23 protein-coding genes are annotated in these 24,504 nt (G+C 58.6%); 9 read left to right on the top strand and 14 right to left on the bottom strand.

Going from position 1 to position 24,504, the window contains the following annotated elements; genetic code table 11:
- Positions 1–12: 12 nt before the first annotated feature.
- From addA to regB, 7 genes are all read right to left on the bottom strand, one after another.
- The gene (addA, locus tag GS614_RS17340) at positions 13–3,369 is read right to left on the bottom strand and encodes a double-strand break repair helicase AddA (RefSeq protein ID WP_171726909.1); all 3,357 of its coding nucleotides are present in this window, start codon (positions 3,367–3,369) and stop codon (positions 13–15) included.
- Entirely contained in the window at positions 3,366–6,290 is a 2,925-nt protein-coding gene (gene addB / locus GS614_RS17335) for a double-strand break repair protein AddB (protein ID WP_171726908.1), read from the bottom strand. The genes addA and addB overlap by 4 nt, the downstream gene beginning before the upstream one ends.
- Complete coding sequence (locus tag GS614_RS17330; RefSeq protein WP_171726907.1) at positions 6,283–6,969, bottom strand: nucleotidyltransferase family protein; 687 nt, start codon at positions 6,967–6,969, stop codon at positions 6,283–6,285. Before GS614_RS17330 ends, addB begins: the two co-directional genes overlap by 8 nt.
- The gene (locus GS614_RS17325) at positions 6,966–7,970 is read right to left on the bottom strand and encodes an aminoglycoside phosphotransferase family protein (protein ID WP_171726906.1); all 1,005 of its coding nucleotides are present in this window, start codon (positions 7,968–7,970) and stop codon (positions 6,966–6,968) included. The genes GS614_RS17330 and GS614_RS17325 overlap by 4 nt, the downstream gene beginning before the upstream one ends.
- Complete coding sequence (tsaE, locus tag GS614_RS17320) at positions 7,967–8,440, bottom strand: tRNA (adenosine(37)-N6)-threonylcarbamoyltransferase complex ATPase subunit type 1 TsaE (RefSeq protein WP_171726905.1); 474 nt, start codon at positions 8,438–8,440, stop codon at positions 7,967–7,969. Before tsaE ends, GS614_RS17325 begins: the two co-directional genes overlap by 4 nt.
- Positions 8,441–8,481: 41 nt before the next feature.
- Positions 8,482–9,990 (bottom strand): PAS-domain containing protein, encoded by a 1,509-nt coding sequence (locus GS614_RS17315; protein WP_171726904.1) that lies wholly within the window; start codon positions 9,988–9,990, stop codon positions 8,482–8,484.
- Positions 9,991–10,056: 66 nt separating this feature from the next.
- Positions 10,057–11,454, bottom strand: coding sequence for a sensor histidine kinase RegB (gene regB / locus GS614_RS17310; RefSeq protein WP_171116656.1), 1,398 nt, complete (start codon positions 11,452–11,454; stop codon positions 10,057–10,059).
- A 90-nt stretch (positions 11,455–11,544) separates the two neighbouring features.
- On the opposite strand from regB, the gene GS614_RS17305 reads away from it, so the two are divergent.
- The 3 genes from GS614_RS17305 (at position 11,545) to GS614_RS17295 (ending at position 13,279) form a co-directional block, all read left to right on the top strand.
- Positions 11,545–12,171, top strand: a complete 627-nt coding sequence (locus GS614_RS17305; protein WP_171171563.1) for an SCO family protein — start codon at positions 11,545–11,547, stop codon at positions 12,169–12,171.
- 80 nt (positions 12,172–12,251) lie between these two features.
- Positions 12,252–12,806: an ActR/PrrA/RegA family redox response regulator transcription factor gene (locus GS614_RS17300; protein ID WP_152459641.1), complete on the top strand. Its 555-nt coding sequence runs from the start codon at positions 12,252–12,254 to the stop codon at positions 12,804–12,806.
- Positions 12,807–12,907: 101 nt separating this feature from the next.
- Complete coding sequence (locus GS614_RS17295; protein ID WP_171171565.1) at positions 12,908–13,279, top strand: VOC family protein; 372 nt, start codon at positions 12,908–12,910, stop codon at positions 13,277–13,279.
- 78 nt (positions 13,280–13,357) lie between these two features.
- Here GS614_RS17295 and GS614_RS17290 read toward each other — a convergent pair whose 3' ends face one another.
- Positions 13,358–14,071 carry a GDSL-type esterase/lipase family protein gene (locus GS614_RS17290; protein WP_171726903.1) on the bottom strand — a complete coding sequence of 238 codons (714 nt, stop codon included), beginning with the start codon at positions 14,069–14,071 and terminating at the stop codon, positions 13,358–13,360.
- A gap of 51 nt (positions 14,072–14,122) precedes the next feature.
- Positions 14,123–14,716, bottom strand: coding sequence for an HD domain-containing protein (locus tag GS614_RS17285; RefSeq protein ID WP_171171570.1), 594 nt, complete (start codon positions 14,714–14,716; stop codon positions 14,123–14,125).
- A 207-nt stretch (positions 14,717–14,923) separates the two neighbouring features.
- Between GS614_RS17285 and GS614_RS17280 the strand changes: the two genes are divergently transcribed.
- The 4 genes from GS614_RS17280 (at position 14,924) to GS614_RS17265 (ending at position 17,975) form a co-directional block, all read left to right on the top strand.
- Positions 14,924–15,238, top strand: coding sequence for a hypothetical protein (locus tag GS614_RS17280; protein ID WP_171116648.1), 315 nt, complete (start codon positions 14,924–14,926; stop codon positions 15,236–15,238).
- A gap of 103 nt (positions 15,239–15,341) precedes the next feature.
- The gene (gene ahcY / locus GS614_RS17275; RefSeq protein WP_171726902.1) at positions 15,342–16,730 is read left to right on the top strand and encodes an adenosylhomocysteinase; all 1,389 of its coding nucleotides are present in this window, start codon (positions 15,342–15,344) and stop codon (positions 16,728–16,730) included.
- Positions 16,731–16,743: 13 nt separating this feature from the next.
- Entirely contained in the window at positions 16,744–17,493 is a 750-nt protein-coding gene (locus tag GS614_RS17270) for an extensin family protein (RefSeq protein WP_171726901.1), read from the top strand.
- Between the two features lie 140 nt (positions 17,494–17,633).
- Positions 17,634–17,975: a DUF2853 family protein gene (locus GS614_RS17265; protein WP_171726900.1), complete on the top strand. Its 342-nt coding sequence runs from the start codon at positions 17,634–17,636 to the stop codon at positions 17,973–17,975.
- A gap of 218 nt (positions 17,976–18,193) precedes the next feature.
- Here GS614_RS17265 and GS614_RS17260 read toward each other — a convergent pair whose 3' ends face one another.
- The 5 genes from GS614_RS17260 to tsaD all read right to left on the bottom strand — a co-directional run bounded on the left by GS614_RS17260 (position 18,194) and on the right by tsaD (position 22,418).
- Positions 18,194–19,507 carry a hypothetical protein gene (locus GS614_RS17260; RefSeq protein ID WP_171726899.1) on the bottom strand — a complete coding sequence of 438 codons (1,314 nt, stop codon included), beginning with the start codon at positions 19,505–19,507 and terminating at the stop codon, positions 18,194–18,196.
- 161 nt (positions 19,508–19,668) lie between these two features.
- Positions 19,669–20,091, bottom strand: coding sequence for an EVE domain-containing protein (locus GS614_RS17255; protein WP_171364072.1), 423 nt, complete (start codon positions 20,089–20,091; stop codon positions 19,669–19,671).
- Entirely contained in the window at positions 20,091–20,360 is a 270-nt protein-coding gene (locus GS614_RS17250) for a YciI family protein (protein WP_171116638.1), read from the bottom strand. The genes GS614_RS17255 and GS614_RS17250 overlap by 1 nt, the downstream gene beginning before the upstream one ends.
- 1 nt (position 20,361) lies before the next feature.
- Entirely contained in the window at positions 20,362–21,324 is a 963-nt protein-coding gene (locus GS614_RS17245) for an NAD(P)H-dependent glycerol-3-phosphate dehydrogenase (RefSeq protein WP_171116636.1), read from the bottom strand.
- Positions 21,321–22,418, bottom strand: a complete 1,098-nt coding sequence (gene tsaD / locus GS614_RS17240; protein ID WP_171726950.1) for a tRNA (adenosine(37)-N6)-threonylcarbamoyltransferase complex transferase subunit TsaD — start codon at positions 22,416–22,418, stop codon at positions 21,321–21,323. Before tsaD ends, GS614_RS17245 begins: the two co-directional genes overlap by 4 nt.
- 86 nt (positions 22,419–22,504) lie before the next feature.
- Between tsaD and GS614_RS17235 the strand changes: the two genes are divergently transcribed.
- Both GS614_RS17235 and GS614_RS17230 read left to right on the top strand, forming a co-directional pair.
- Positions 22,505–23,230, top strand: coding sequence for a uroporphyrinogen-III synthase (locus GS614_RS17235; RefSeq protein WP_253285414.1), 726 nt, complete (start codon positions 22,505–22,507; stop codon positions 23,228–23,230).
- 54 nt (positions 23,231–23,284) lie between these two features.
- On the top strand, positions 23,285–24,499 hold the full coding sequence (locus GS614_RS17230; protein WP_171726897.1) for a COG4223 family protein: 1,215 nt from the start codon (positions 23,285–23,287) through the stop codon (positions 24,497–24,499).
- Positions 24,500–24,504: the final 5 nt, after the last annotated feature.

Here is a 24,504-nt window from a genome sequence, read left to right as displayed (position 1 = left end):
CTTCGGGTAAGGTCAAGATATCTGGGTGCGGGCCAAAGCATCTGTCACAAGATCGTGTGGCAACCACATCAGCCGCGCCGTGCGGGTCCACAGAATGGCGGTACGAATGCTGCGATCCGGATAGATCTGCGCCAGCGCCTGCGCGTATGCCCCCATCTGTCGCAGCAGGCCGTCGGGGCAGTCTTCCGCGCGGTCTGGAACGGTGGCATTTGATTTGAAATCAATCACATGCACGTCCGATTCCGACAAGATCAGACGATCGACAACCCCAAGCATCCGCTGCCCGTTCAGAGCGGCAGTAATGGGCACCTCGGCCAACGTGTCAGGTGCAAAGACGGGCTGCAAACCTTCCGCTGTCAGCACAGTTACGGCTTCGTTCAAAATCTCGTGCCGGTCCGTTTCGTGCATATCGGGCAGCAACCGCGCGCAAAGCTCTGGCCAAAGGTCTTTCTCGGCCACGGGAAGGTGTTCCAGCAACAGGTGCAGGCGGGTTCCGCGCAGTTTGGCCGCATCTTCATCTAGGCCGGCATCTCCGGGCAACGCCTTAGGACCACCCAGATCCGAAGGGCTGAGCGTGCCGGCAGGCGCAACCGGATCCGGTGCCGGATGTTGGAACATATCCGGCAGTTCGACCTGCTGAACGACAGTGTTCGGTTGATCGATCAAGGGCAGCGCGTCCCAATCCCCGTGGGACAGGCGGCGGATATCGGTACCCGGCACCTGCGCGGCCCCGGCCCGATCCATCGCCGCCTCGACCATCTGATACCAGCTGTTGCCGTCTTTCCCCAAATCGCCTGCCGCCGCCACGATCAACCACTTTTCCGCCCGTGTCAGAGCCACATACAGCAACCGAAGCCGTTCGTTTTCCTCGCGGTTGCGCGCCTCTTCCCGCGCCTGCGAGATCAGGTTTGGTGACGCGTCCGCCGACACTTTCCACAAGGGTGTTCCGCCGGCCAACATGATCTCGGCGTCACGCGGGGGCTGGCGTTTGCCGGTATCCGGCAGGATGACGATCGGCGCCTCCAACCCTTTTGAGCCATGAACGGTCATCACCCGGATCCTGTTGCCGACGCCGGTCATCTGTCGTTTGATTTCCAGATCGTCAGTCTGCATCCAGACCAGAAATCCCGTCAGGCTGGGGATATCCGTTCGCTCATAGGCCAGAGCCTGGGACAACAGCGCGTTGATACCGTCTTCGGCTTCCGCCCCCAACCGCCCCAACAGCTTGCGCCGTCCGTCATGGCGGGTCAGGATACGTTCGATCAGATCATAGGGACGCAGAAAGTCGATCTGGCTGCGCAGATCATTCAGCACGGACAGTGTTTCCGGAAACTCTTCGGCGCGGTTGCGCAGTGCGGCCCAAAGGAACTGTTCCTTCCGACGGTGCGCCAGATCGAAAAGCTGCTGTTCGGACCAACCGAACAAGGGGGATTTGAGAACCGTCGCCAGGGACAGGCTGTCTTCGGGCGTGGCCAGAAAGCTGAGCAAGGCCGCAAGATCCTTGACCGCCAGTTCAGCGCCCACTTTCAGCCGATCTGCTCCGGCGATAGGCAGGTGCAGCGCCTTGCAGGCACGGATGATCTCGGCAAACAGGTCCGAGCGGCGTTGCACAAGGATCAGAAAATCCCCCGGCTGCACTTTTCGACGAACGAATTGGCCGGATTTGTCATCTTCCGGGATCGTCTCGCCCCGTTCGATCATGTCTTTGATCGACTGTGCGACATTCTCGGCCAGAATGACGGTGTGATGCCGTGCGCCGGGACGATCGACCGGATCGGTCCAATCCCCGACTTCGGCATCCGCTACTTTTTCGACAACGGGCCAAAGATCAACACGACCCGGCAGATCGGCCTTGAAAGCACGGTGCAGACTGTCCTTGTGAAACCCCGCACCAGAGCGGTTTTCAAACAGGATATCGACCAGAGTCAGGATCGCGCTGGAGGATCGGAACGAGTATTCCAACGTCGAATCCCACAGTTTAGAGCCTGATTCAGCCAATTTCCGGCCAAACTCTTCCTGCATTCTGTCAAAGGCCTGTGGATCGGCGCCCTGAAAGGAATAGATCGATTGTTTCTTGTCGCCGACGACGAATATCGTGCGCTCGACCCCGGATCGGGCCCCTTCCCCGCTGGTGAATTCCTGTGCCAGTTTCTCGATCACGTCCCATTGATCGGGGCTGGTGTCTTGCGCTTCGTCCACAAGAATATGATCGATGCCACCGTCCAGTCGGTACAGCACCCATTCGGCCACTGCTGGATCGTTCAACACCTGCCGTGCGCGCAGGATCAGGTCGTCGAAATCCAGCCAGCCGCGCAACTGCTTGCGCCGTTCATATTCCGGCAGGAAGGCTGCGGCAAAGCGGTGCAGAACCGCGGTTTTCTGCGCTGCGACCAGCGCCAGGCGTTGTTCACGCGCGGTTTCGATCCGCTGCATGAAGGCCTCGATCTGCGGCATCCGGTCGGCCAGCGCACCTTCGCGCAGGGGTTTGGTGGGAAAAGCGTTGAGTTTGGCCGTGAAGGGTTCCTTTGCGCCCTTCCCGGTCAGAAACACGCTTTCCAACATGGGTAGATGTATCAATCTGGCTTCGTTGAACGCGGCCAGTTTTGCGGCGGCCTTGGCATTGTTGCCTCCGCTTTCGGTCAAAGCGGGCAACATGGATTGGATGAGTTCGACTTCGCCACCAAGAAAAACCCGCGCTAGCAGCACTGTTTCGTCAAAGCCGGCGGGCAGATCGAAGCGTTTCAGCAGATCGGACCATTCGAGCGGCTGCGCAAAAAGACTGCGTTTTTGCGTGATCGCAGCGGTCAGTTTCTCAAACCCCGTGTCCGTGACGAACCGGGCCACATCTTCAATCAACCCGGCCTGCGGGCCTGCGGCGAAATCTTCGACAATTTCCTCTCGCAACAAGGCTGCTGCGCGGTCTTCCATTTCGGTGAACTGCGGGCTAACGCCAGCCTCCAGCGGAAAGCGTCGCAACAATGACGCGCAGAACGAGTGGATGGTCTGGATTTTCAGACCACCCGGCGTTTCGATGGCGCGGGCAAACAGGGTGCGTGCTTGCGCCAACCGGTCGAAACCGATTTCGCCGGGTACACCCAGGTCGGTCAGCTCCTCCAACAAGGGGGTATCATCCAGCATGGCCCATTCGCCAAGGCGCTTGAACAACCTGTTCTGCATCTCGCTGGCGGCGGCCTTGGTGTAGGTCAGGCACAGAATGTGCTGAGGCTGGACCCCGCCCAGCAGCAGACGCGCCACACGGTCGGTCAGAACCCGGGTTTTGCCGGACCCGGCATTGGCCGCCAGCCACGTCGAGGCATCGGGGCGCGCGGCCTGTACCTGCCGTTCGGTTGCATCGTTGCGCGGGCTCATGACAGATCCTCGGGGTACGTTTCCGCTGTCCGGTCCCATTCGCCGAACCGCGCCAGGTGATCATAGTCACCCATATCCGTATCCTTGTGCAGCATACGACGGGACGAAAACCCCTGATCAGGCTCTAAATAAGCGGAAATCAACTCTTTCAGCTCGGCAAGAACCTTGTCGGTCGGTTCTTTGTCCAAAGGCGCCGCAACCTCCTTATAGCTGCCACCCATACCGATGAAGATGGCTTGGGCCACGCTTGTCGGGTCAAGGCCCTCAATCCCGCCCTGCTCGGCTATGGCCACCTCGATCAGCAACTGCTTGTCAAATTTGGATTGCTGGCTTTCCGTCGGTGGTGCGCCGGTTTTATAGTCGATGATGCGCAACGCGCCCCGGCTGTTGCAATCGATTCTGTCCGCGCGCCCGACAATGGTGAAATCCAGGGGGCGCAGCGCCAGTTTCATCGCTGCCTCAAATGCCACGGGGCCACCATCCTTCCGGCGCGCGAGCTCTGCCCCGAGGAAATCATCCGCGATCCGCTCAAGCCGGGCCAGCCACAGTTTGCGGGCCGTCGGCCAGGCGACGTGTTGATCCAACAGAGCATGCGCCCGTTTCAGGAAATTGTCCCGCGTCAGCAAAGCGCTGTCGAGGACGCTGTCCTTGATGAAATGCTCGAGGATTTCGTGAATCACAATTCCTCTCAGCAAGGCATCGGGGGCCTGTACAAGCGGATCAAGCGGTTTCAGTCGAAGCACATGTTTGGCGTATATCGCGTATGGATCGCGGATCAGCCTCTTTATCTCGGTCACAGACAGACGGCGCGGACGCGCGGCGGCCGGTGGGCGCGGAGAAGGACGCGGTGCGGGGTCGATCGGCGGCGCATCTTCCAGTGCCTCGGACCAGTTCAACCATTTTTCGCCCTGAGCGCGCATTTTGACCAGAGCTTCGGGGCCACCCTGACCCGGCAAACCCTGCAACAGGTTGGTCAGTCGGTTCAGCCAGCGCGACGGTACCGTCTCGGCATCATCCGAGCGGGTCGCGCGGGTCAACCACACTTCGGGTGCGCCGATGGCCTGCTGGAAGTCATGCGCAGACAGGCCGATCCGGCGTTCGGGCAGCAACAAGCCGGCTTTGTCACGCATCTGCCGGTTCAACCAGGGATCGGGCGTTGGCGCCTCTGGCCAACTTCCTTCATTCAACCCGCCAAGGATCAGCAGGTCGGCGCCCTGCACCCGTGCCTCGAGCGTGCCCCAGATCATGATGTGCGGATGCGGCGCATCCCGGTCACGAACCTCTTCACCCGCAAGCAGAGCACCCAGCAGATCGGCAAAGTCATGGGCCGTCATCAGGCCGCCATGCTGCGCCTCTGCGCTGAGAGAATTCAGCACCCCCAGTGCCTTTTGGCCTGCGTTTTTGTCCCACAGAGTGCCCGTTTCACCCGTGCTGCCGGCCGAGATCGCCTCGGCCAGTGTCATCAAACGCGCCACCCAGTCCGCGAGGTGCAGTTCACTGGTGATCTGCTGGTCGCAGAAATGCTGCACGACCCATTTCACCCAGCTTTCCTGGGCCTCTTTGCGCACTGCAAAAGCCGCAAGGCTTGCACTGTCAGGAAAGGGCGGGCCGTGACGGCGCAGGTCAAGTTCCAGGTCACGCGTGTGCAGCAAATGAATTCCGCGGTCACCGCCATCATGACATAGCGGGTGCTTCAAAAGGGTCAGCAGCGCCTCGCCTTCCAGACGGCGTGTGAACAGGTTGGCCACATGGCGCAGAAAACGTCCCGGTGGGGAAAGTTGCAGCGGCAGGCCCGCACTGTCGTCCGGCACGATGTTCCACCGATCCAGCGCGGCGCTGACCTGGCGGGTCAACATGCGATCCGGCGTGATCAGAGCGGCGGTCTGTCCTGTTTCCGCCGCCTGCCGCAGGCGCAGGGCGATGGCCAATGCCTCGGCGCGAGGCGATTGAGCCTCGACCAGTGTCAGGCCGTCGGTTGCGCCTTTTATATCGGACAGTCTGGGGCCTTCGGTCATCCAGGCGTCAGTGACGGGTGCCGGACGTAAAGCTAGGGATATCAAGCGGTTACGCGAGGGTGAGGGAGCCGATAAATCCGTCCATTGGGTGATCTGACCCGGTGTAAGTTCCAGCGCGCGCATCAACTTGCGGAAACGGTATTGTGGGTGATCTTCAGACGTCAACGCATCATCCAACCCCTGCCAAACGTGATCCGGCTGGTCGAAATCAAATCCGGGCAGCACCAATGCGCCTTGCGGCAGGCGCGCGATGGCTTCCATCAACATCAGGGTGGTGCCACGGGACCCGGTAGAGCCCGCCAGAATGACCGGGTGTTGCGGGGGGGCAATCTGCCATCGCGCGATCAGGTTTTCGACCACGCGGCGCTGGCGGGCCTGTGCATCCATCGTCTGCCCGCCGGTGTCGATGAATTGATCCGCGATGCCGATAAAGGCTTGTGCCCGCGACCAGTGTCCGGACATATCGCTGACGTCCAGCTGCCGAATCGCTTCGGGGGATACGCCTTCGCCCTGCATTTCGTCAATCAGCGCGGCCAGACTGTCGGACAGGTCAAAGATCGATGACCGGGCGGCAAGGTCCGGCTGTTGTTCCAGCAGTTTGGATACAAGCTGAGTCAACTCAAGACGCCGCCGCAGAGGCGGGATAGCAGGCGGGATCCGCGCCAGATCAACCCTTTCACCCAAGTCCGTCACCAACGAGAGACGGGGCAGAAGGCAAGGTGGCCCCTGATTGAACAGATCGCGGACGCGCCGTTCCATGCGTCGTGTGTTCAGGATCAACTCTACCCGCGCCAAAGCTTCGGGTGGGCCCGAACAGCGCTGCCGCAGGCCATCGACCAATGCCTTGGGGAAATCCGTACCGGGTGGCACGGCAAATACACGGGGTAGGGTGCCGGATTCAAACATCAGCCAGCAAACCCTCGGCCAGCGCGATGCCTTCCGGACGACCTACGTCGCACCAGCGTCCCGGGTATTCGATCGCAAAAAGCCGACCCTTATCAAGCATTTGGTTCCAGAGCAGGTTGATTGAAAACGCAGTTTGCGAGAACGAATGCAAACCTTGGGCCTTGAGGATCTGGGCCCCGCCGTAAACCAGACCAGGACCGCGCGTGATCCGTCCATCTTTTCCAGCGGTGAAATCACCCGATCCAATATGACCAACGGTTCTCGCAACTGGAACACACGTCAGCAGCGCATCCATACGACCCGGGTCCCAGGCGTGCTGCAACAGGGTCAAAGGGTTTGGCCCTGACCAGATCGCGTCCGTGTTCAACGTGAATACGGGGTCGGTGCCCAGCATCGGCAAAGCCGCCCGCAATCCGCCGCCTGTTTCCAGGATTTCAGGGTCTTCCCGAGACAGCAGAACGCCTTTGGGACCGAGATGCGCCGCGAGCTGATCAGCGTGATAATGCAAGTTGGCAACGGTACGGACGGGATCAAGATCTTTGACAAGATCCAGCGCATGATCAATCAGTGGTCGCCCCGCCACTTCGATCAATGGCTTCGGCCGGTCTTTGGTCAGCGTACCCATGCGGGTGCCAAACCCGGCTGCGAACAGCATTGCGGCAAATGGCGATCCGGTCATTGCGTTCTCAACTTGGCCAGGTTTTCCGGTGTGGGTCTGGGCAAAGCTTCGTGCAGCAGGGACGCCACCGAAACCAGGGCAGGGTGATCCAGATCGCGCATCAGATGTGCCCAGACGGCCGGGATCATGTCCACATAGTGAGGTTTGCCATATTCCGTCGCCAGACGTGCGAAGACGCCAAGGATACGCAGGTTTCTCTGGGCCCCCAAAACACTGTAGGCCGTGCGGAAATCATGGTCGTCCATACCTGACGCAGAGATGTAGTGGTTGATCATCTGCATTTCGATCCCGGCCAAGACATCTCGGCGTACATCCTGTAGCAGAGACACCAGATCGTAGGCCGGGTGCCCCAGCATGGCCAACTGAAAGTCCAGCAACCCGACGCGCTTCACGCCTTCGCGCTGCGGCAGCCACAACAGGTTTTCCGCGTGATAATCCCTGAGAACGACGACTTTCGAACCGGATGTTTCACGATGCAGGATGTCCGCGAACCGGTGCTCGAACCGGGACATAGCGTCTTCATCACATGTTCCCAGGATACCGGCCGCATACTTGGTGAAAGCCAATGCCGCCAGTTCCGTCATCAGGGATGGATCATAAGACGGCAAGGCAAGAGAAGGCGCCCGATGCAGGTGGAGCAGCACGTCGGTGGCGGCCCGGTACAATTCACGCTCTTTGCCCGGGTCTTTTTTCAGGACGCGCGCAAAAAGATCATCACCCAGATCTTCCAGCAACAGAAAACCGTACTGGGTATCTTCGGCATAGATTTCCGGCGCGCTCAGACCAACCGATCGGAGGTATTCGGCAACCCGCACGAAGGGTTCAACATCGTCACTTTTTTCAGGTGGCGCGTCCATCAAAACCGCAGTGCGCCCGTTGGTTGGATCAATTAGCCGTTCGTATCGCCGGTTCGAGGCATCGCCTGCCAGTGGCGTGCGTGTTGCTCCGGCCCAGGGTGTTCGTGCAATCAGGGCTTCGGCCAGGACCGTCCTGTTGGTCATGCAGTTCTCTCCAGTTTTTCCGCCCATTTCGGAGCAGTCCAAGACAGGGTCACACAGCGGAAATCGATAGTGTTAGGATCTGTTTCAAATGCCAACGTCAACGCACCTTGGGGCGCCAACGGGCCCAGCTTGTCCGGCCACTCCACAAGGCAGATTGCCGTATCGAAAGCGTCCGTCAGGCCCAGTTCGTCAACTTCTTCGGCCGCGCTCAGACGATACAGGTCGCAATGCCATATTTCCCCTGATGGCGTGTCGTAAGCCTGGACCAAAGTGAATGTTGGCGAGGGCACATCTTCGGGTTCATCCATCAATGACTGAATGAGGTTGCGCGCGAAATGCGTCTTGCCGCTGCCGATCGGGCCCTCCAGCAAAACAACATCGCCCGGGCGCAGTGATGTTCCCAATTGCCGTGCGAAAACTGCGGTTTCTTCGGGCGATTTGAAAGTCAGAGATCGGGCGGTCTGTGTCATGCCGCCACAATGGCCTTGCGCCTGACCGGCTGCAACCCGGTTCAGGCGCTGATCTGTTCTATCGCGGTGGATTTTGAGGGAAATTCGGATTGCGTAAACCGCACGATTGTCGCGCCGTTATGAACCGGTGTGACGGTGCAATCCACGGTTATGCCGGTTCTCATCTGGATTTCAGCTGTCCATTCGGCGCGGTTTTCCCGCATTTCGATAAAATCCCGCACCTCACCCAAAACCGGCGTCGCAATACAGAGGTCTTGCCAGCGTCGCGTGACGTCGGTGACCGTTTCGCTTTGGAACCCGACTTCGTGCGCGTCTCCCCACAGCTTCTGATACGCATAGTTGGTGAAGGCCAGCGTACCGTCATCCGCAAAGACGGCAATCGCGTCCGCCAGTTTGTCCAGGATGGACTGCATCAGATCCATTTCTGATCGAAAGCGCCGCGTCAGGGTGATTTCGGCGGTGATATCCTCGAATAGAAACGCCACTGCGCCGTCCGGGTGAGGGCGGCCGCTGACGGAATAGACCGACCCGGATGGCAGCGACCACGTCTCGTGATAGTTTCCATCTTCAGCCGCTTCGAGAAGGTCGTTCATCTGACGCCGCCAGCTGCGGTAATTCTTCGGTTCGGGCATCATGTGTTGATCCCGCAAGCGGTCGAAGAAACTGCTCAGGCTGGGGCGGCAACTGAGGAAATCGGGCGGCAAGGTGGTCAGGTCGATCAAGGCCGGGTTGAACAGGGCCAATTGCCGATTGCGGTCAAAAATGGCGAGACCAATGGACAATTGGGCAAAGGTCTTGGTCATGGTCTGCACGAATTTGCGCTGGGCGGTTTCCGCCTCGACAATCGCGTTGACGTCAACGGCATAGCATAGATGCCCGTTCTCATGTTCGATCCGAGTCAAATCGAACCAAAGCTTGCGATCAGTATCTGCCACATCCACCGACACGCGGGTTTTTCCGGTAGGTCTTGTGGCATCCGCCGGGCTTTCAAAAAGCGGCGCAGTCAGATCGGCGTCCTGATCACGTGCCTTTTGAACAAGTGCGACATAGGCGGCATTGCACCATTGCACCCGATTGTCGTTATCCGCCAACCATACCGGGTAAGGGGCCAGATCCATTGCCAGACGAGTCGGTTCGCCTGGGGTAACCGATCCGGCCGAGGTGGTCCTGGCGCATTCGCAAAGTCGAACGCGGACGATACCGTCGATCCACTCACACACGACTTCTCGTTCGATCGTGCAGTCAATGGCCGATACCACGATTTTGCCCTGATCGCGCACTTTGTCGGAAGTTTCGGGAAAGGTGGGGAAGTCCCTTTGCAACAAGCGCCGCAGATCCAGCCAGTTTTCAACATGCTCAAACCCGGCCAGTGCGAAATCAGAATGGCTGATCAGTTGGTCGCCATCGAACAGGAATACGGCGTCAAACAGCGAGGTGTTCGAAAACAGACCAAAAGCCTTGTCGCGCTGCGCCCGGCGCGGCAGCAGCCACAGAACGGCGAAACAGCACGAAACAAGACTGATCGCGGCCAGAATAATCCAATCGGCCATCAAATTCCCCAAGCCTGAACGATACAAGGACAGACTATGTGTGCGATTGGTTAACGGTCTCTTAATTCACACCTGGATGCGCGTGTTGGATCCCGACGGGACCGGGGTGTCACCTTTCTGCGCATCAATCAGCTTGCGTGGCCAGGTCACCTTGACGATTGCCCCGCGCCGTTCCGGATTGTCGGTCAGATGCTGGTAGGGGTCCGAACCATTGGCGAATTCCAGTTCGGCGCCGCTGCGTTCCAGCAGGGTTTTGGCGATGAACAATCCCAGGCCCATCCCTTCGTACTCCGGGCGTGCTCTCTGATCGGATTCCGCCCGTCTGCGGCGCATAAACGGGTCGCCGATGCGCCCGATCATGTGGGGCGGATATCCCCGCCCGTCATCCATGATGCTGACGGTGATCCTGCTGTCGGTCCATTCGGCCTCGACCCAGACATTTGCGCGGGCGAAATCCACGGCATTCTGAATCAGGTTGCGCAAACCGTGAATGATCTCGGGTTTGCGCAGGATCGAGGGCTGCTGAACATCCCCGTCCTGCGCGGGGCCTTCAGAGAAATGAACCTCTTTGCCGCGACCGACATGTGGTTCGGCCGCTTCGTTCACCACTGTCGAAAGCGGTGCCTGCCTCAGGTGCAGATCATCTTTGCCCGCCCGCCCCATGTCGCGCAGAATGTCACGGCAACGGTCTGCCTGCTCGCGGATCAAAGCAGCGTCTTCTTTCAGGTCCGGGCGGTCGTCCAGTTCTTCGATCAGTTCCGCGCTGGTCAGTTTTATCGTCGCCAGAGGCGTGCCCAGTTCATGCGCGGCAGCGGCAACGACGCCCCCAAGATCGGTCAGTTTCTGCTCGCGCGCCAGCGCCATATGCGTGGCGGCCAGCGCTTCGGACATGGATTGGACTTCGGAACTGACGCGGTGGGAATAGGCGCCGATGAAGACGATGGCGATTATGATCGCGGCCCAGTTTCCAAACAGAAGGATATCGGGGATATCCAGAACAAGCCCGAGACTTGTCCGCAACGGAAGGTGAAATTCCGCCAGCACAGTTGTCAGAACGATTGCGACGGCGCCGACAATCAGGGTCGATCGTGTGCTCATGACATTGGCTGAAATCGTGACCGGGCCCAGCAGAAGCAGCGCAAACGGATTGTTCAGCCCGCCGGTCAAATAGAGCAGAATTGACAATTGCAGCAGGTCGAACAGAACCATCAGGAAGTTTTCAAACTCGGTCAGGCGCTTGTTTTGCGGAAACAGCAATATGGCAGTCAGGTTGCCCATGACCGAGATTCCGATGGCCAGGTAACACAGGCCCAGTTCCAGCTGCACGTCATAGTATCGCTGGGCCACCGTGATTGCGGTGAGCTGGCCGATGATGGCCACCCATCGCAAAAGAATCAGGGTTCGCAGACGAATCCAGCTGCTGCGTTCCTGGCCGCGCCAAAAAGTCTGATTGGATTCTGCCATCGGTCGCTTATGTCCTGTTGCATCGGCTGGTCATCTTGATAGGTGTCCCGGCCGGAACGATCAACAACCCCTTGAGACCGGATAATCGAAATGACCCGCCTTCTCGCAATTCTCGCAACTGTTGTTCTGGCTATCGGACTTGGGGCCATGTGGGTTCTGACGCGGGGCGGCGGGTCCGATGACAAATTCGCGCAATGCCGGTCCAGCCAGATTGCTGGGGGTGCCGCCGCAATTGGTGGACCATTTGAACTGGTGAACGGCAAAGGCGAGACGGTTACGGACAAAGATGTGATTACCGAACCGACGCTGGTTTACTTCGGATATACGTTCTGCCCGGATGTTTGCCCGTTCGACATGTCCCGCAACGCCGACGCTGTCGATATTCTGGCCGAACGCGGGCTGTCGGTGACACCTTTGTTCATCTCGATTGACCCGGATCGCGATACGCCCGAAGTCATGGCCGACTATGCTTTCAATCTCGGGGACAAGACGATCGCCCTGACCGGCTCGCCCGAACAGGTCAAGGCGGCCAGCAAGGCCTACAAGACCTATTACAAGGCGCATGACAAGGGCGATGAATTCTATCTGGTTGACCATTCCACCTTTACCTATCTGGTTACACCCGAAGATGGATTTCTGGAGTTCTTCAAGCGCGAAGACACGGCCGAACAGATGGCGGACAAGGTTGAATGCTTCCTGAAGCAGGCCGCGTCGTAACAAGGTTGTTTGACCTTTGTTCCCGCGCTGCTATTACTCATGTTCGAGCCAAAGGCATGAAATAGCGAAAGACCTAACATATGGCAGACACTTCTCAGCTTGACATCGGCCCTGACAAATCCCTGCTTTTGGTTGATGATGACGAGCCGTTTCTGAGACGTTTGGCCAAGGCCATGGAAAAGCGCGGCTTCGAGGTTGAGACCGCAGGATCCGTCGCGGCAGGGCGCGCGATATCCACCGCCCGACCCCCGGCTTATGCCGTCGTCGATCTGCGGCTGGAGGATGGCAACGGATTGGACGTTGTCGAGGTATTGCGGGAAAAACGCCCTGACAGCCGTGTCGTTGTTCTGACCGGATATGGTGCGATCGCGACCGCCGTCGCGGCTGTCAAGATCGGCGCGACCGACTATCTGTCAAAGCCAGCCGATGCCACCGACATCACGAACGCATTGCTGGCAAAGGGTGACGAGATGCCCCCGCCGCCGGAAAACCCCATGAGCGCGGACCGTGTGCGCTGGGAACATATCCAGCGCGTTTATGAGCTGTGTGACCGGAATGTTTCGGAAACCGCGCGACGGTTGAATATGCATCGGCGGACGTTGCAGCGGATACTGGCGAAACGCAGCCCTCGTTAGGTCGGCCGGCCGCTCGATGACGGTTTAGTGACTTGTAACCTTGGACCCTGTCGAGGACTGTTCGGCACATCTGGAATCTTTTGTCAGAACAGGACCACTTTATGATCGGATATGTAACCGTTGGCGTTTCGGACATGGAGCGCGCCAAGGACTTCTATACCAAACTTTTTGCGGACAAGGGCGCGAAAGTGGTTATAGACGCAGGCCGGATCGCGTTCATCGGCAACAAACCCGACGCGCCGATGCTGGCTGTGTGCGAGCCCTACGACGGTGATGTCTGTGCCGCCGGAAATGGTAACATGGTCGCCTTTGCAGCCGACTCCAAGGATGAGGTCAAGGAACTTTATGACAAGGCAATCAGCCTGGGTGCAGTGGACGAAGGCGAACCTGGTCAACGCGTCCCTGACAGGTTCTATGGTGCCTATGTGCGTGACCCGGATGGCAACAAACTGTGCTTCTACGTCTTTGGCTGAAACGGCGTGAACACAAACCCTGCCCAAGTTTCAGACAGGTCTGCGGGCAGCGGTGCTGACCGTACCCATTCAGTACCTTCAGGGTGAGCAGGAGATTTCTGCGCAGAGCTGCCGCGCCAGCTGTCGATATCCGATTGCGTTGGGATGCAACCCGTCCGATGTCCAGTCGGCGGTGTTCTCGGCGAACCCGTCCGGCGGGGTCAGAAACGTGCAGTTCAACATATCCTGACAGGCCTGTTGTGCAGCCGAATTGAAGGCCGTTCGAAACGCCTCTTTTTCCGCGGTCCAGTTTACACCGGTGACGGGCAACACAGCACGCCAGATCAACCTGTCAGCAGGCATGAACAGGGCCTTCAACTGTGCGACATACTCTGCAATCTTCTCTGGCGGTGTGGCGGTCAGAGCGTCATTGACCCCGATTCCCAGATACCATGTCGGAACATGGGCAATCAGTTCCGGTTTTGCCCGTGCGATCAGGCCCGGGGTGGTGTCGCGGCTGATCCCAAGATTCAGCGAGTTGGGCAGGATGTTGCTGGTCAACCACCCTTCGATTATGGAATCGCCGATGAAAGCGATCTGAATATCCGGTGAGGCGAGCGCCTGAGAAGTCGGCCGCTCGTGCAGCCAGACCATGAGCTTGTAGTGATCGGTTTCCGTGACCGGGACATGTGTGCCCGAGATTTTTCTGAGCGCCTTCGAGACATACCCGGTTTCGACCAACGCTGCCGCAAGACCAACAGTCAGCACGACATTGACGACAAGCAAAACTCGGGTTCCGGTCTTTTTTTTCATCTTTCTTCCACCCGTTCCCCCGTACCACTCACCGCATTCGGAAAGCGCCTCTCAGACCTGTGCAATCAACTCTGCGTGCCGCGCCGTAAAGGCGTGCCGCACCTCGACCGGGGGGCGCAGCCTGATCTGTAAACCCGCCACGATCCCCCTGTCCGGGCGGCCAAAGAATTTCGTGGCTTCGGCCTCGGAAAACCCGGCAATCTGTGTCGCCTCCATCCAGGCGCTGATCTTGTCGGCCTTCTTGATTTGGCGTTTCACCGTTTTTGGCACCTCAGCAGGTAGTCCAAACCGTATATGGATTGCTGCCGCCAGCCGGTCGTCCAACGCGCCATAGTCTGGGCCGACGGCGGATTTCACGGGCGAGATCATATCGCCGATCACATATTCGGGCGCGTCATGTAACAGGGCCGCCAAACGCCATTTCATGGGTGCTTTGGGGGCAATACGGCCAAAAATCTCTTCAACCAGCAGGGAATGTTCGGCCACGGAATAAGCGAAATCGCCGTTTGTCTGACCGTTCCAACGAGCGACAAAGGCAAGGCCGTGTGCGATGTCTTCAATCTCGATATCCACCGGTGTCGGGTCCAGCAGGTCCAGCCTACGGCCCGACAGCATCCTTTGCCACGCTCTGGGTTGTGTTGCCATTCTGCCATGCCTTGTGAAGTTGGCCACGTTCAATTCGCGTTTTTATGGTATGATGTACCTGTCTGGATCACACGCTGCCAACATTTTCTTGAGCGTTCGTGCTTTGAAACGGCGCGGTAAGATCCCGACATTGAAGACTGAGGGGGGTGCATTCTCCTCCCAGTGTGCCCCTCTCGAACTGAAACACGTATCGAAAAGGAGCACCCTATGTTCAAACGTTTATTCGCAATCGCACTGACCTTCGGAATGGCCGCCACCGCGCCACCTGCCTTTGCCCAGAATTGCGCGACACGGGATCACATCATATCCAAATTGCAGGAGAACTATGCCGAAGAATTGGCCTTTGGCGGCCTGCAAAAAACACGCGGCGCGCAATCGGTGATGGAGGTTTGGACCTCGAAAGAAACGGGAAGTTATACCGTTTTGGTAACCAATGCGAACGGTATCAGCTGTATTGTTGCCGTTGGCACCGATTTTTTTGAAGCGATACCAAAGATCGAAATTGAAGGCACACCAAGCTGATATTGGCCATATCGTTTCCGACCACAGTCTTCAAAGTTGCCACCTGCCCCAAGGAATGCTAGGGGCAGCGAGGACTGTGAATTACCGGAAAATGGAGCACCTGATGGCCGGGGACTATATCGTTAAAGACATTTCATTGGCTGGCTTTGGCCGCAAAGAGCTGGACATAGCCGAAACCGAGATGCCGGGCCTGATGTCCCTGCGCGCGGAATACGGCGACAGCAAGCCGTTGAAAGGGGCGCGCATCGTCGGGTCGTTGCACATGACCATCCAGACGGGCGTTCTGATCGAAACGCTGGTGGCGCTGGGCGCGGATGTGCGCTGGGCGTCGTGCAACATCTTCTCGACCCAGGACCACGCCGCCGCCGCGATTGCCGAGGCGGGTATTCCCGTCTTCGCCGTCAAGGGCCAGACACTGGAAGAGCACTGGGATTATCTGGACAAATCCTTCCTGTTCGAGGAAGGCCCGAACATGATCCTGGATGATGGCGGCGACGCAACGCTGTACATCCTGCTGGGTGCCCGTGCCGAAGCGGGCGAGGACATCATCCCTGTTCCGGGTTCGGAAGAGGAAGAGGTGATCAAGAAGCAGATCGCCAAGCGTATGGCGGCAAGCCCGGGCTGGTTCACAAAGATGCGTGACCAGATCAAGGGTGTTTCCGAGGAAACCACCACCGGTGTGAACCGCCTGTATCAGCTGGTCAAGGACGGCCACCTGCCGTTCCCCGCGATCAACGTGAATGACAGCGTCACCAAGTCGAAATTCGACAACAAATACGGCTGCAAGGAATCGCTGGTCGACGGTATCCGCCGCGCCACCGACACGATGATGGCCGGCAAGGTTGCAGTGGTCTGCGGTTACGGTGATGTGGGCAAAGGCTCGGCAGCGTCGTTGCGCGGTGCTGGTGCCCGTGTGAAAGTCACCGAAGTCGACCCGATCTGCGCCCTGCAAGCCGCGATGGACGGTTTCGAAGTGACCCTTCTGGACGACGAAGTCGCCACTGCGGATATCTTCATCACAACCACCGGCAACAAGGACGTGATCCGCATCGAGCATATGCGCGAGATGAAGGACATGGCCATCGTCGGCAACATCGGCCACTTCGACAACGAAATTCAGGTGGCCAGCCTGAAGAACCACAAATGGACCAACATCAAGGAACAGGTGGACATGATCGAGATGCCTTCGGGCAACCGCATCATCCTGCTGTCCGAAGGCCGTCTGCTGAACCTGGGCAACGCCACCGGGCACCCGTCCTTCGTGATGTCGGCCTCGTTCACCAACCAGGTTCTGGCCCAGATCGAACTGTTCACCAAGGGTGGCCAGTACGAGAACAAGGTCTACATCCTGCCCAAGCATCTGGATGAGAAAGTGGCCCGCCTGCATCTGGATCGCATCGGCGTGAAGCTGACCCAGATGGATGCGGATCAGGCCGCTTACATCGGTGTCAAACCGGAAGGTCCGTACAAGCCGGAACACTACCGCTACTGATCGCCGTCTGGGTATGACGCAGAAATCTGGGCGCCGCCGGTATTTGTGCCTGGCGGCGTCTTTCTTTTTCAGGCTGGCGGTTGTTGTGATCCTTTTGGGCGGTGGTGTCTGGTGGGTGTTGGCGCATCCCGAAACGCCGATACCCTCACACTGGAACCCGTTGCGTGATCTGAAGGTAACCGCCCCGATTACACCCGTCACCAAGCTCCAACTGAACCGCGCACTGGCCAGCGAAGCACAGTGCAGGGCCGCTTTGGAAGACGCAGGTGTTCGGTTTGAGGCGATGGCGGACCTGGTCGTCGATCAGAACTGCGGTATCGCCGGTCGGGGTCGTCTTACCAAATTGGTGACATCAGGGATCGAGGATGTTGAAACCAGTTGTGCCACGGCGTTGCGCCTGACCATGTGGGAACATCACGTCGTACAGCCCGCCGCACGCGATCTGCTTGGGGCCAACGTTTCCCGATTGCGCCACATCGGCAGTTACAATTGCCGCCCCATGCGCACCGCGCAGGGTGAAAACAGTGGGTGGAGCAGCCATGCCCGCGCGGATTCGATAGATATCGTCGGTGTGGATACCGTTGACGGTCGGACGCTGACCTTGTTGTCAAACTGGCAGGGCTCGGGACCGGAAGGCGCCTTTTTTCGGCGGATCTGGCGCGGGGCCTGCGGTTGGTTTCGCGTGGTTCTTGGACCCGATTTCAATCGTTTGCACGCGGATCATTACCACTTGCAAGGCCCGGGGTGGGGCTATTGCCGCTAGGCTTTTCAGCAAGAAACGTGCAGGCTGCGACCAAGGGGGAGAAATCGCGGTTTTTTTTCCTTTTGGAAAAGCCTGCGACGCGGCTAGTCTTTCGATCATCGGTAAAAGGTGCCGGGTAAACGGATCAAGGAGACTAGGATATGGGCAAGCGCGACGAGCTGATCGCCAAATACGCAGAAGACCTGAAAACCAAATGCGGGATGGACCCCGATATGGACCTGCTGACCAAGGTCACCATCGGTTGTGGTCCGGCGATCTATGACGCAGATGCGGCAACTGTCGCGGCCAGCCAGGACTCGGAACTGGAAACCGTCAAGAACAACTTCCTGATCAAAAAGCTGGGTCTGGCAGATGGCCCCGAGCTGATGGAAGGGATCAACAAAGCCTTGGAAACCTATGGCATGTCCGAGCGCAACAAGTACCGTGCCGTTGTCTATTATATTTTGACCAAGCATTTCGGAAAAGAATCCGTTTACAGCTGACCCGGTCGAAATTTACCAAGCGCCCGCCGAGATTCTGGCGGGCGTACTTAATTTGAGTTTCAATTTAAAGACTTGGCAATTGAAACCAAGGGTGCGGCTGGGCTAAGTTCAACCTGTGACCAGGACGGTCAGAACCAGATATTTCCATACGCGTGTGGTGAGTAGGGAGCACGCGGGGGTAGGGAAGGTTCTGTATCGTCAGAGCCTTCCCTCGTTTCTTATCTGAGTTCGCCAAGAATACGCGCAATGAAATTGTCGAATTCCGTGGGCCTCGGGTCCGAATTCCTGGATGACGCGCCACCGCTGCCTGCCAGGTAGACTTCTATCCGCCCCGGACGGGTCTTGCTGCCCGAATTCGTGAAATCCCTCAATATTCCGTCAAGAGCATCAGCTGCCAGCGCCGCGTTTTCAGCGTCGCTTGGATGATAGAAACGAACCTGTGTTTCTCTGACCCGAAAACCCACGCGGTCTGTTGACACAACCGTCGCGCGGCCCTGTGTAAGCAGTTCCAAAGCCCGGCTGCTGGCGTCTTGTGACACTCTCAACGGAACAAAAAGCGAGACTTCCAGATCAATGGGGGATTGTGCGGGCGAAAGCGGTTTTACCTCTGCATAAGACGGGGCCGTAGATAAAGTGATCTCTTGCTGGACAGGGTCCAAAACCATCAAGTATGTCTGCGAAAAGCTGTCTTTGTTCGACCGGTTGGTGTGGCGCCACGGCGGTTCGGCAGAAGCTGGAAACAGGGTTTGAATATCCGCAGAAGAAGCGGCGGCCAAGATGGGTTCGAGCTGTGGCGGAATGAATATGGCTGGCGGGGACAAAGACACGGCCGGTTCCGCTTCTGGGTTTGGGGGTCTTGGTTCCACCCTGTCTTGGTCATCCCTAGCCGAAATGTCTTCGGCTGGAACGGGTGGCGTCACGAGCGCTTCAACCGAGACGCTCTGGTCGAGAGGTGCGCCTGTGATCGCATCCTCGGCCTCTTCGATGATTGCCGGGTTGGAAACGGGTGCGACTTCGGAAGACGCTGAATCGGCGGGGTCCTCTTCTGCTTGTGTGTCTCGTGGGGCCGGTGACTCAGCGATTCCGACGGTGGGGGCTCTGTCTGAAAGCAGCTCCTCGATTTCAGGAAGAGTTTCAGTCGCCGCATCCAGGCTGGCTGGGGGCGTTCCACCGGTGGAGCGCAAAGTTCCGGCAATATGTGTGACCGCCCATTGCAGGAACGCGCCGCAAACCAAGGCGGCCAGAATAATTCCTGCTCTAACCAAGGGTTTTTTCCGGGTTTTTGGTTCTTCCAAATGCAGGGAACGGACCCGGTCTGATACGATCTCTTCGATTTTGGATTCGTCCGGTCGGGGTAGGTGCTCTGTCTCGGAAGGTTTCAGGGCGGGTTTTTCCTGCGCTTCACCCTGCGCCCCGCTGAGCACTCTGGCACGCTTTTCACGCGCCTCTTTCAGGCGCGCTTCCCAATTTTTTGAATTCTTTGCAGCAACGGCGTCTTCGAATATCCCATTGCCGCCTTCGTCGTCAGACATGGGTTTTTGCTTTCAAGAAAGACCGATCTTTACTCGAACACCACCAAGCAATTTCAATCGCGGAAAAACGCGACCGACATGTTCTCACCCGGCAAAGCCCATGGAAAGATAGCATCTTGCCAGGGGTTTGAGAAGTTCTGCGCCCGGTGCCACTTTCCCTTTCAGTCAGGCTGGGTTTCACCCAGCAAGCAAATCACCCGCCATTCATCCTCGGTTACGGGTTGCACCGACAAGCGAGAGTTCTTCACCAGCACCATGTTGGCCAGACGCTCGTCCGCCTTGATTTGGTCCAGCGTTACGGGTTTGGAAAAGGGCCGCACGGCCTTGATGTCTACACACTCCCACCGTTCGTCATCGGTGGTGCTGTCGGGATGGGCCTCGGCACAGACCTCGACAATGCCAACAACGGACTTGTCCTTTTGCGAATGGTAGAAGAACCCCCGGTCCCCAACCTTCATCTGACGCATGAAATTGCGCGCCTGATAATTGCGCACACCGTCCCATTCCTCGCCCGCGTCACCCTTTGCAACTTGCTGACCCCAACTCCAGGTCGACGGCTCTGATTTAAATAACCAATAGGCCATCAACCGATCACCTTTTTCCACGGGATCAGCTCAACCGATTGGAACAATCCTGCCTTTGCGTAAGGGTCGCCATCGGCCCACGATTGTGCGGCGGCCAGGTCCTCCACATCGAGAATTATCAATGAGCCGATCATGGCGTCACCGTTCAGCAACGGTCCGGCCTGTGACACGACGCCGGTTTCTTCGATATAGGCAAGGTGGGCCGAGCGGTTGTCCAATCGGGTTTGCAACGCGTCTGGTTTGTCACGAGCGATGAGGGCGATCAGCATGTTATTCCTCCTTGAGGGGTCGATTTAGCAGGTTTTGAATGGCCTCGGTGACACTGTAGGCGCCATGGCTCAGGTCCGCCACCGTGGCGCTGATGGGCATATCCAGCCCTTCCTTGGCGGCAATGTCCGACATGGCACGAGCGGTGGCGACGCCTTCGACCGTTGTTTGGCTGTCAAAGGGCTGATTCAGACCCAAACTGAGGCCAAAACGATAGTTTCGGGACAGTTCGGAAGAGCAGGTCAGCACAAGATCCCCCAACCCGGACAAGCCCATCAGGGTGTCGGGGCGCGCGCCGCGCATCGCGGCAAAGCGCTGCATCTCGGCAAACCCGCGGGTCATCAAGGCCGCTCGGGCGCTGTCTCCCAGACCTGCGCCGATGGCGGCACCGCAGCCAATGGCCATGACATTCTTCAGCGCGCCGCCAAGTTCGGCGCCGATCGTGTCTGTGGTGCGGTAAAGGCGCAGGTTCGCCGTCGTCAGTTCGGCCTGAAGCGCCTTGCCAAGTTCCGTATCCTCGCAAGCCAGCGTCAGAGCGGTGGGCAGGCCATGTGCAATGTCATCTGCAAAACTGGGCCCGGTCAGCAGCGCGACGCGGGCATCCGGGATGCTCTCTTTGATGACCGCGACAGGTCCAAGCCCCGAGGTCAGTTCTATTCCCTTGCAGCAGGCCACCAGAGTCTTGCCGCGCAGGGCCGGTGCGTGATCTTGCAAAGCGCTGCGCAATTTCTGCATTGGCACGGCCAACAAAAGCGTGGCAGCCCTGAGCGCCTTGGCGATATCCCCAGTCACATTGATGTCCCCGGGCAAGGTTATGTTGGGCAGTCGGGTTGCATTTTCGCGCGTCTCGCGCATCTGCTGCGCCCGATCGGCGTTTCTTGACCACAGTGTCACTGGCCCGTTGCCTGCCAGCGAGATAGCCAGAGCAGTGCCAAACGCACCGGAACCCAGGACGGATACGCTCATGCCTTGGCCCCTTTCTTGCCACCGCCCAGCATGGCCGGGCTGTGCTGATCCAGAGGCCAGCGAGGGCGGGCGGTCAGGTCCAGCCCATCCCGCGCGCCGGCACGAAAGCGTTCCAGGCCAGCATAGGCAATCATCGCCGCATTGTCCGTGCACAACGCCAACGGGGGGGCGGTAAATTGGGTATTTTTTTCAGCACAAACAGACTCTAATGCGGACCGAATGGCCGAGTTCGCGGCAACCCCTCCGGCAACGGCAATCACGGGTTCAGACGGAGAGGTTTCCAGATACAAATCAATCGCACGCCGGGTCTTTTCGGCCAATGTGTCCACAATAGCCTGCTGGAATCCGGCGCACAGATCTGCGCGGTCCTGGCGCGTCAAGCCACCCTTTTCATTCACGATCTGGTCGCGCATCCGCATCAAGGCCGTTTTCAATCCCGAAAAGGACAGATCGCAACCGGGCCGGTCCAGAAGCGGCCTTGGAAACCGGAATCGTTTGGGATCACCGGTGCGCGCCTCAACTTCGACGGAAGGGCCACCAGGTTGCGGCAAGCCCAGAAGGCGGGCGGTTTTGTCGAAGGCCTCGCCCGGCGCATCGTCGATGGTGCCGCCAAGGCGGGTAAAGTGTTCGGGCCCGTGGGCGATCAGGAACTGGCAGTGGCCGCCAGACACCAGAAGCATCAGGTAGGGGAAGGCAATGTTGTCCGTCAGTCGTGGTGTCAACGCGTGACCGGCAAGGTGATTGACACCCACCAGTGGCAGACCGGTTGCCGCACTGATCCCCTTGGCGCACATGACGCCCGACATGACCCCTCCGATCAGACCCGGCCCGGCGGTGACCGCAACGGCGTCCACGTCTTTCAGGGAAAGACCAGCGGTGTCCAGTGCTTGCAGAACGCAGACATCCAGCTTTTCCGCATGCGCCCGGGCCGCGATCTCGGGCACGACGCCACCAAAAGGACTGTGCAGTTCGGTTTGGCCATGCACCACGGATGACAGGATTTCGGCCTTGGCGCCCGTCGTTTGGCGCACGATGGCCGCGGCGGTATCGTCGCAGCTGCTTTCCAATCCCAGTACGGTAAGTGTTTGCACCATCACCCTGATCCGTTGCATCATGATCTAACGGCGGGGTATCACCCTGCGCGGATGCAAACAATCCTGAAGGGCCAAGGGGCCGCACGTTGTATTTGTTGATGACCCGCCCGCGCGCCGCCTCTGAACGGTTCGTCGCGCAGCTGCCGACCCGCGCCAAATCCCGGGTTCAGGTCATCTATTCTCCGATCATGGAAATCCGGCCGTTGCCGGTCGAGGTTGAGACCGAGGGTGTGCAGGGACTGATTTTCACGTCGGCCAATGCGGTGAATGCGGCAGCCCTGAAAGGTGTGGACCGCAACCTGCCCGCTTTCTGCGTCGGACCGACAACGACCAGCACAGCGAAGGGTTGCGGCTGGCGGGCCGAACTGGTCGGGGCCACGGCGGAAGAACTGGTGGGACATCTGCTCAAGCGGAGGCCCAAAAGCCCGCTGTTGCATTTGAGGGGTGAGAACACGCGCGGCAATGTTGCCGGTCGACTGACCGAATCCGGCCTGACCGTGGGGGAACTGCCAGTCTACCAGCAATTGCTGTTGCCGCTAACATCCGAAGCGACCCGGGTGGCAGATCTGGATTCGCCGGTAATCGCACCGATTTTTTCGCCAAGAACGGCGCGACATTTTGCCGATATTTGGACCGGATCCGCGCCTTTGTGGTTGGCCGCAATCAGCCAGGCCACGGCGGATCCCCTTTATTCATTGGACTATGCACGCCTGAAGATCGCAAAGAAGCCGACACCAAAGAAAATGCGTAAGGCTGTCAAAAAGCTTGTGAAACATGCGTTGCGGGTTGAGGGCGGCGCGGTCCCCGATTAACTTGACTGGGGCTGTTATTCATCTGAATTTGGATTCGATAAGGGGAATATTGCGGTGGCTGGTAAGAAAAAGTCCGAAGAAAAGCCGGTGGAAACCCCAAAGGCAGATGACGTCGTCGAACCCGAACTGCAACAGGAAGATACACCTGTTGACCCAACTGAGACCGTAGAAGAAGAACTTTCCGAAGCCGAAGCCGAAGCCGAAGCCGAAGCCGAAGCCGAAGCCGAAGCCGAAGCCGAAGCGTCGACTGAAGATACTGCCCCGGTCGAAGAAAAAGTGGTCGAGCGTGTTGTTGAAAAGCGTGGCGGATTTGTTCCCGCTTTGCTGGGCGGTGCCATCGCTGCCGCCGCCGGGTTTGCGCTGGGCAATGGCGGGCTGTTGTCAACTGGCTCGGACAGCTCGGATACCTTGGCGGCGTTGGAATCCAAACTGGCAGACCAGTCCGATCAGATTGCCAAGCTTTCTCAGGCGCTTGCAAACAGTCCGGATGATGCTGGTCTGACGGATCAGGTCAAAGCGCTGTCCGACAAATTGACACCCGTGGAAAGTGACCTGAGTGCGATCAAATCCACTGTGGATACGCTGTCAGGCCAGATCGGACCATTGTCAGACCGCATTGCGACGCTTGAGAAAACCCCGATCGAATCCAGCGTGTCGCCCGAATCCATGGCCGCCTTCGAAGCTGAGCTGAAGAAGCTTCAGGACTCGCTTGCCTCGCAACGGGCCGAGGTTGAAAAAATGGTTTCCGACGCTCAGGCGCTGGAGGCGAAAGCATCAGCCGATGCGCAGGCTGCGGCCAATGCCGCCGTTCTGTCGCGATTGCATGGGCAATTGGATGCGGGTCAGCCCTATTCCGATCTGGTTGCAGAACTGAAAGCAGGCGGTGTGGATGTGCCGGATGCCCTGTCCGGGCCGGCTGAGAAGGGTGTTGAAACACTCTCTTCTCTGCGCGACAGTTTCGCGCCTGCGGCCCGAACCGCGCTGGCCCAAGCCCGTGAAGCCGACAAGGGCACCGGCCTGATCGCGTTCCTGCAACGTCAAACGGGCGCGCGCTCGGTCACGCCCCAGGAAGGGGATGGGCCAGATGCCATCCTGTCACGGGCACAGGCTGCGCTTGCGGACGGAGATCTGGCCAAAGCCTTGAGCGAACTGAAATCACTTCCCGAAGCGGCACAGGCTGCAATGTCCGATTGGGAACAGGTGGCCCAAACACGGGTCGCCGCCGTCGATGCGGCGAATACACTGGCTTCCAGCCTGAACTCGAACTGAAGGAC

Source organism: Ruegeria sp. HKCCD6604, assembly GCF_013110635.1.
Taxonomy (GTDB): Bacteria; Pseudomonadota; Alphaproteobacteria; order Rhodobacterales; family Rhodobacteraceae; genus Ruegeria.
This window is presented reverse-complemented; position numbering and strand designations above follow the sequence as displayed.

Excerpts from the sequence above, each read along its gene's own strand:
- GS614_RS17280 (WP_171116648.1), top strand. The coding sequence starts at position 14,924 with ATGTTCAAACGTTTATTCGCAATCGCACTGACCTTCGGAATGGCCGCC.
- regB (WP_171116656.1), bottom strand. The coding sequence starts at position 11,454 with ATGGCAGAATCCAATCAGACTTTTTGGCGCGGCCAGGAACGCAGCAGC.
- GS614_RS17315 (WP_171726904.1), bottom strand. The coding sequence starts at position 9,990 with ATGGCCGATTGGATTATTCTGGCCGCGATCAGTCTTGTTTCGTGCTGT.
- GS614_RS17295 (WP_171171565.1), top strand. The coding sequence starts at position 12,908 with ATGATCGGATATGTAACCGTTGGCGTTTCGGACATGGAGCGCGCCAAG.
- ahcY (WP_171726902.1), top strand. The coding sequence starts at position 15,342 with ATGGCCGGGGACTATATCGTTAAAGACATTTCATTGGCTGGCTTTGGC.
- tsaE (WP_171726905.1), bottom strand. The coding sequence starts at position 8,440 with ATGACACAGACCGCCCGATCTCTGACTTTCAAATCGCCCGAAGAAACC.
- tsaD (WP_171726950.1), bottom strand. The coding sequence starts at position 22,418 with ATGGTGCAAACACTTACCGTACTGGGATTGGAAAGCAGCTGCGACGAT.
- GS614_RS17265 (WP_171726900.1), top strand. The coding sequence starts at position 17,634 with ATGGGCAAGCGCGACGAGCTGATCGCCAAATACGCAGAAGACCTGAAA.
- GS614_RS17245 (WP_171116636.1), bottom strand. The coding sequence starts at position 21,324 with ATGAGCGTATCCGTCCTGGGTTCCGGTGCGTTTGGCACTGCTCTGGCT.
- addB (WP_171726908.1), bottom strand. The coding sequence starts at position 6,290 with ATGTTTGAATCCGGCACCCTACCCCGTGTATTTGCCGTGCCACCCGGT.
- GS614_RS17330 (WP_171726907.1), bottom strand. The coding sequence starts at position 6,969 with ATGACCGGATCGCCATTTGCCGCAATGCTGTTCGCAGCCGGGTTTGGC.
- GS614_RS17305 (WP_171171563.1), top strand. The coding sequence starts at position 11,545 with ATGACCCGCCTTCTCGCAATTCTCGCAACTGTTGTTCTGGCTATCGGA.
- GS614_RS17270 (WP_171726901.1), top strand. The coding sequence starts at position 16,744 with ATGACGCAGAAATCTGGGCGCCGCCGGTATTTGTGCCTGGCGGCGTCT.
- GS614_RS17260 (WP_171726899.1), bottom strand. The coding sequence starts at position 19,507 with ATGTCTGACGACGAAGGCGGCAATGGGATATTCGAAGACGCCGTTGCT.
- GS614_RS17250 (WP_171116638.1), bottom strand. The coding sequence starts at position 20,360 with ATGCTGATCGCCCTCATCGCTCGTGACAAACCAGACGCGTTGCAAACC.
- GS614_RS17325 (WP_171726906.1), bottom strand. The coding sequence starts at position 7,970 with ATGACCAACAGGACGGTCCTGGCCGAAGCCCTGATTGCACGAACACCC.
- addA (WP_171726909.1), bottom strand. The coding sequence starts at position 3,369 with ATGAGCCCGCGCAACGATGCAACCGAACGGCAGGTACAGGCCGCGCGC.
- GS614_RS17300 (WP_152459641.1), top strand. The coding sequence starts at position 12,252 with ATGGCAGACACTTCTCAGCTTGACATCGGCCCTGACAAATCCCTGCTT.
- GS614_RS17285 (WP_171171570.1), bottom strand. The coding sequence starts at position 14,716 with ATGGCAACACAACCCAGAGCGTGGCAAAGGATGCTGTCGGGCCGTAGG.
- GS614_RS17290 (WP_171726903.1), bottom strand. The coding sequence starts at position 14,071 with ATGAAAAAAAAGACCGGAACCCGAGTTTTGCTTGTCGTCAATGTCGTG.
- GS614_RS17255 (WP_171364072.1), bottom strand. The coding sequence starts at position 20,091 with ATGGCCTATTGGTTATTTAAATCAGAGCCGTCGACCTGGAGTTGGGGT.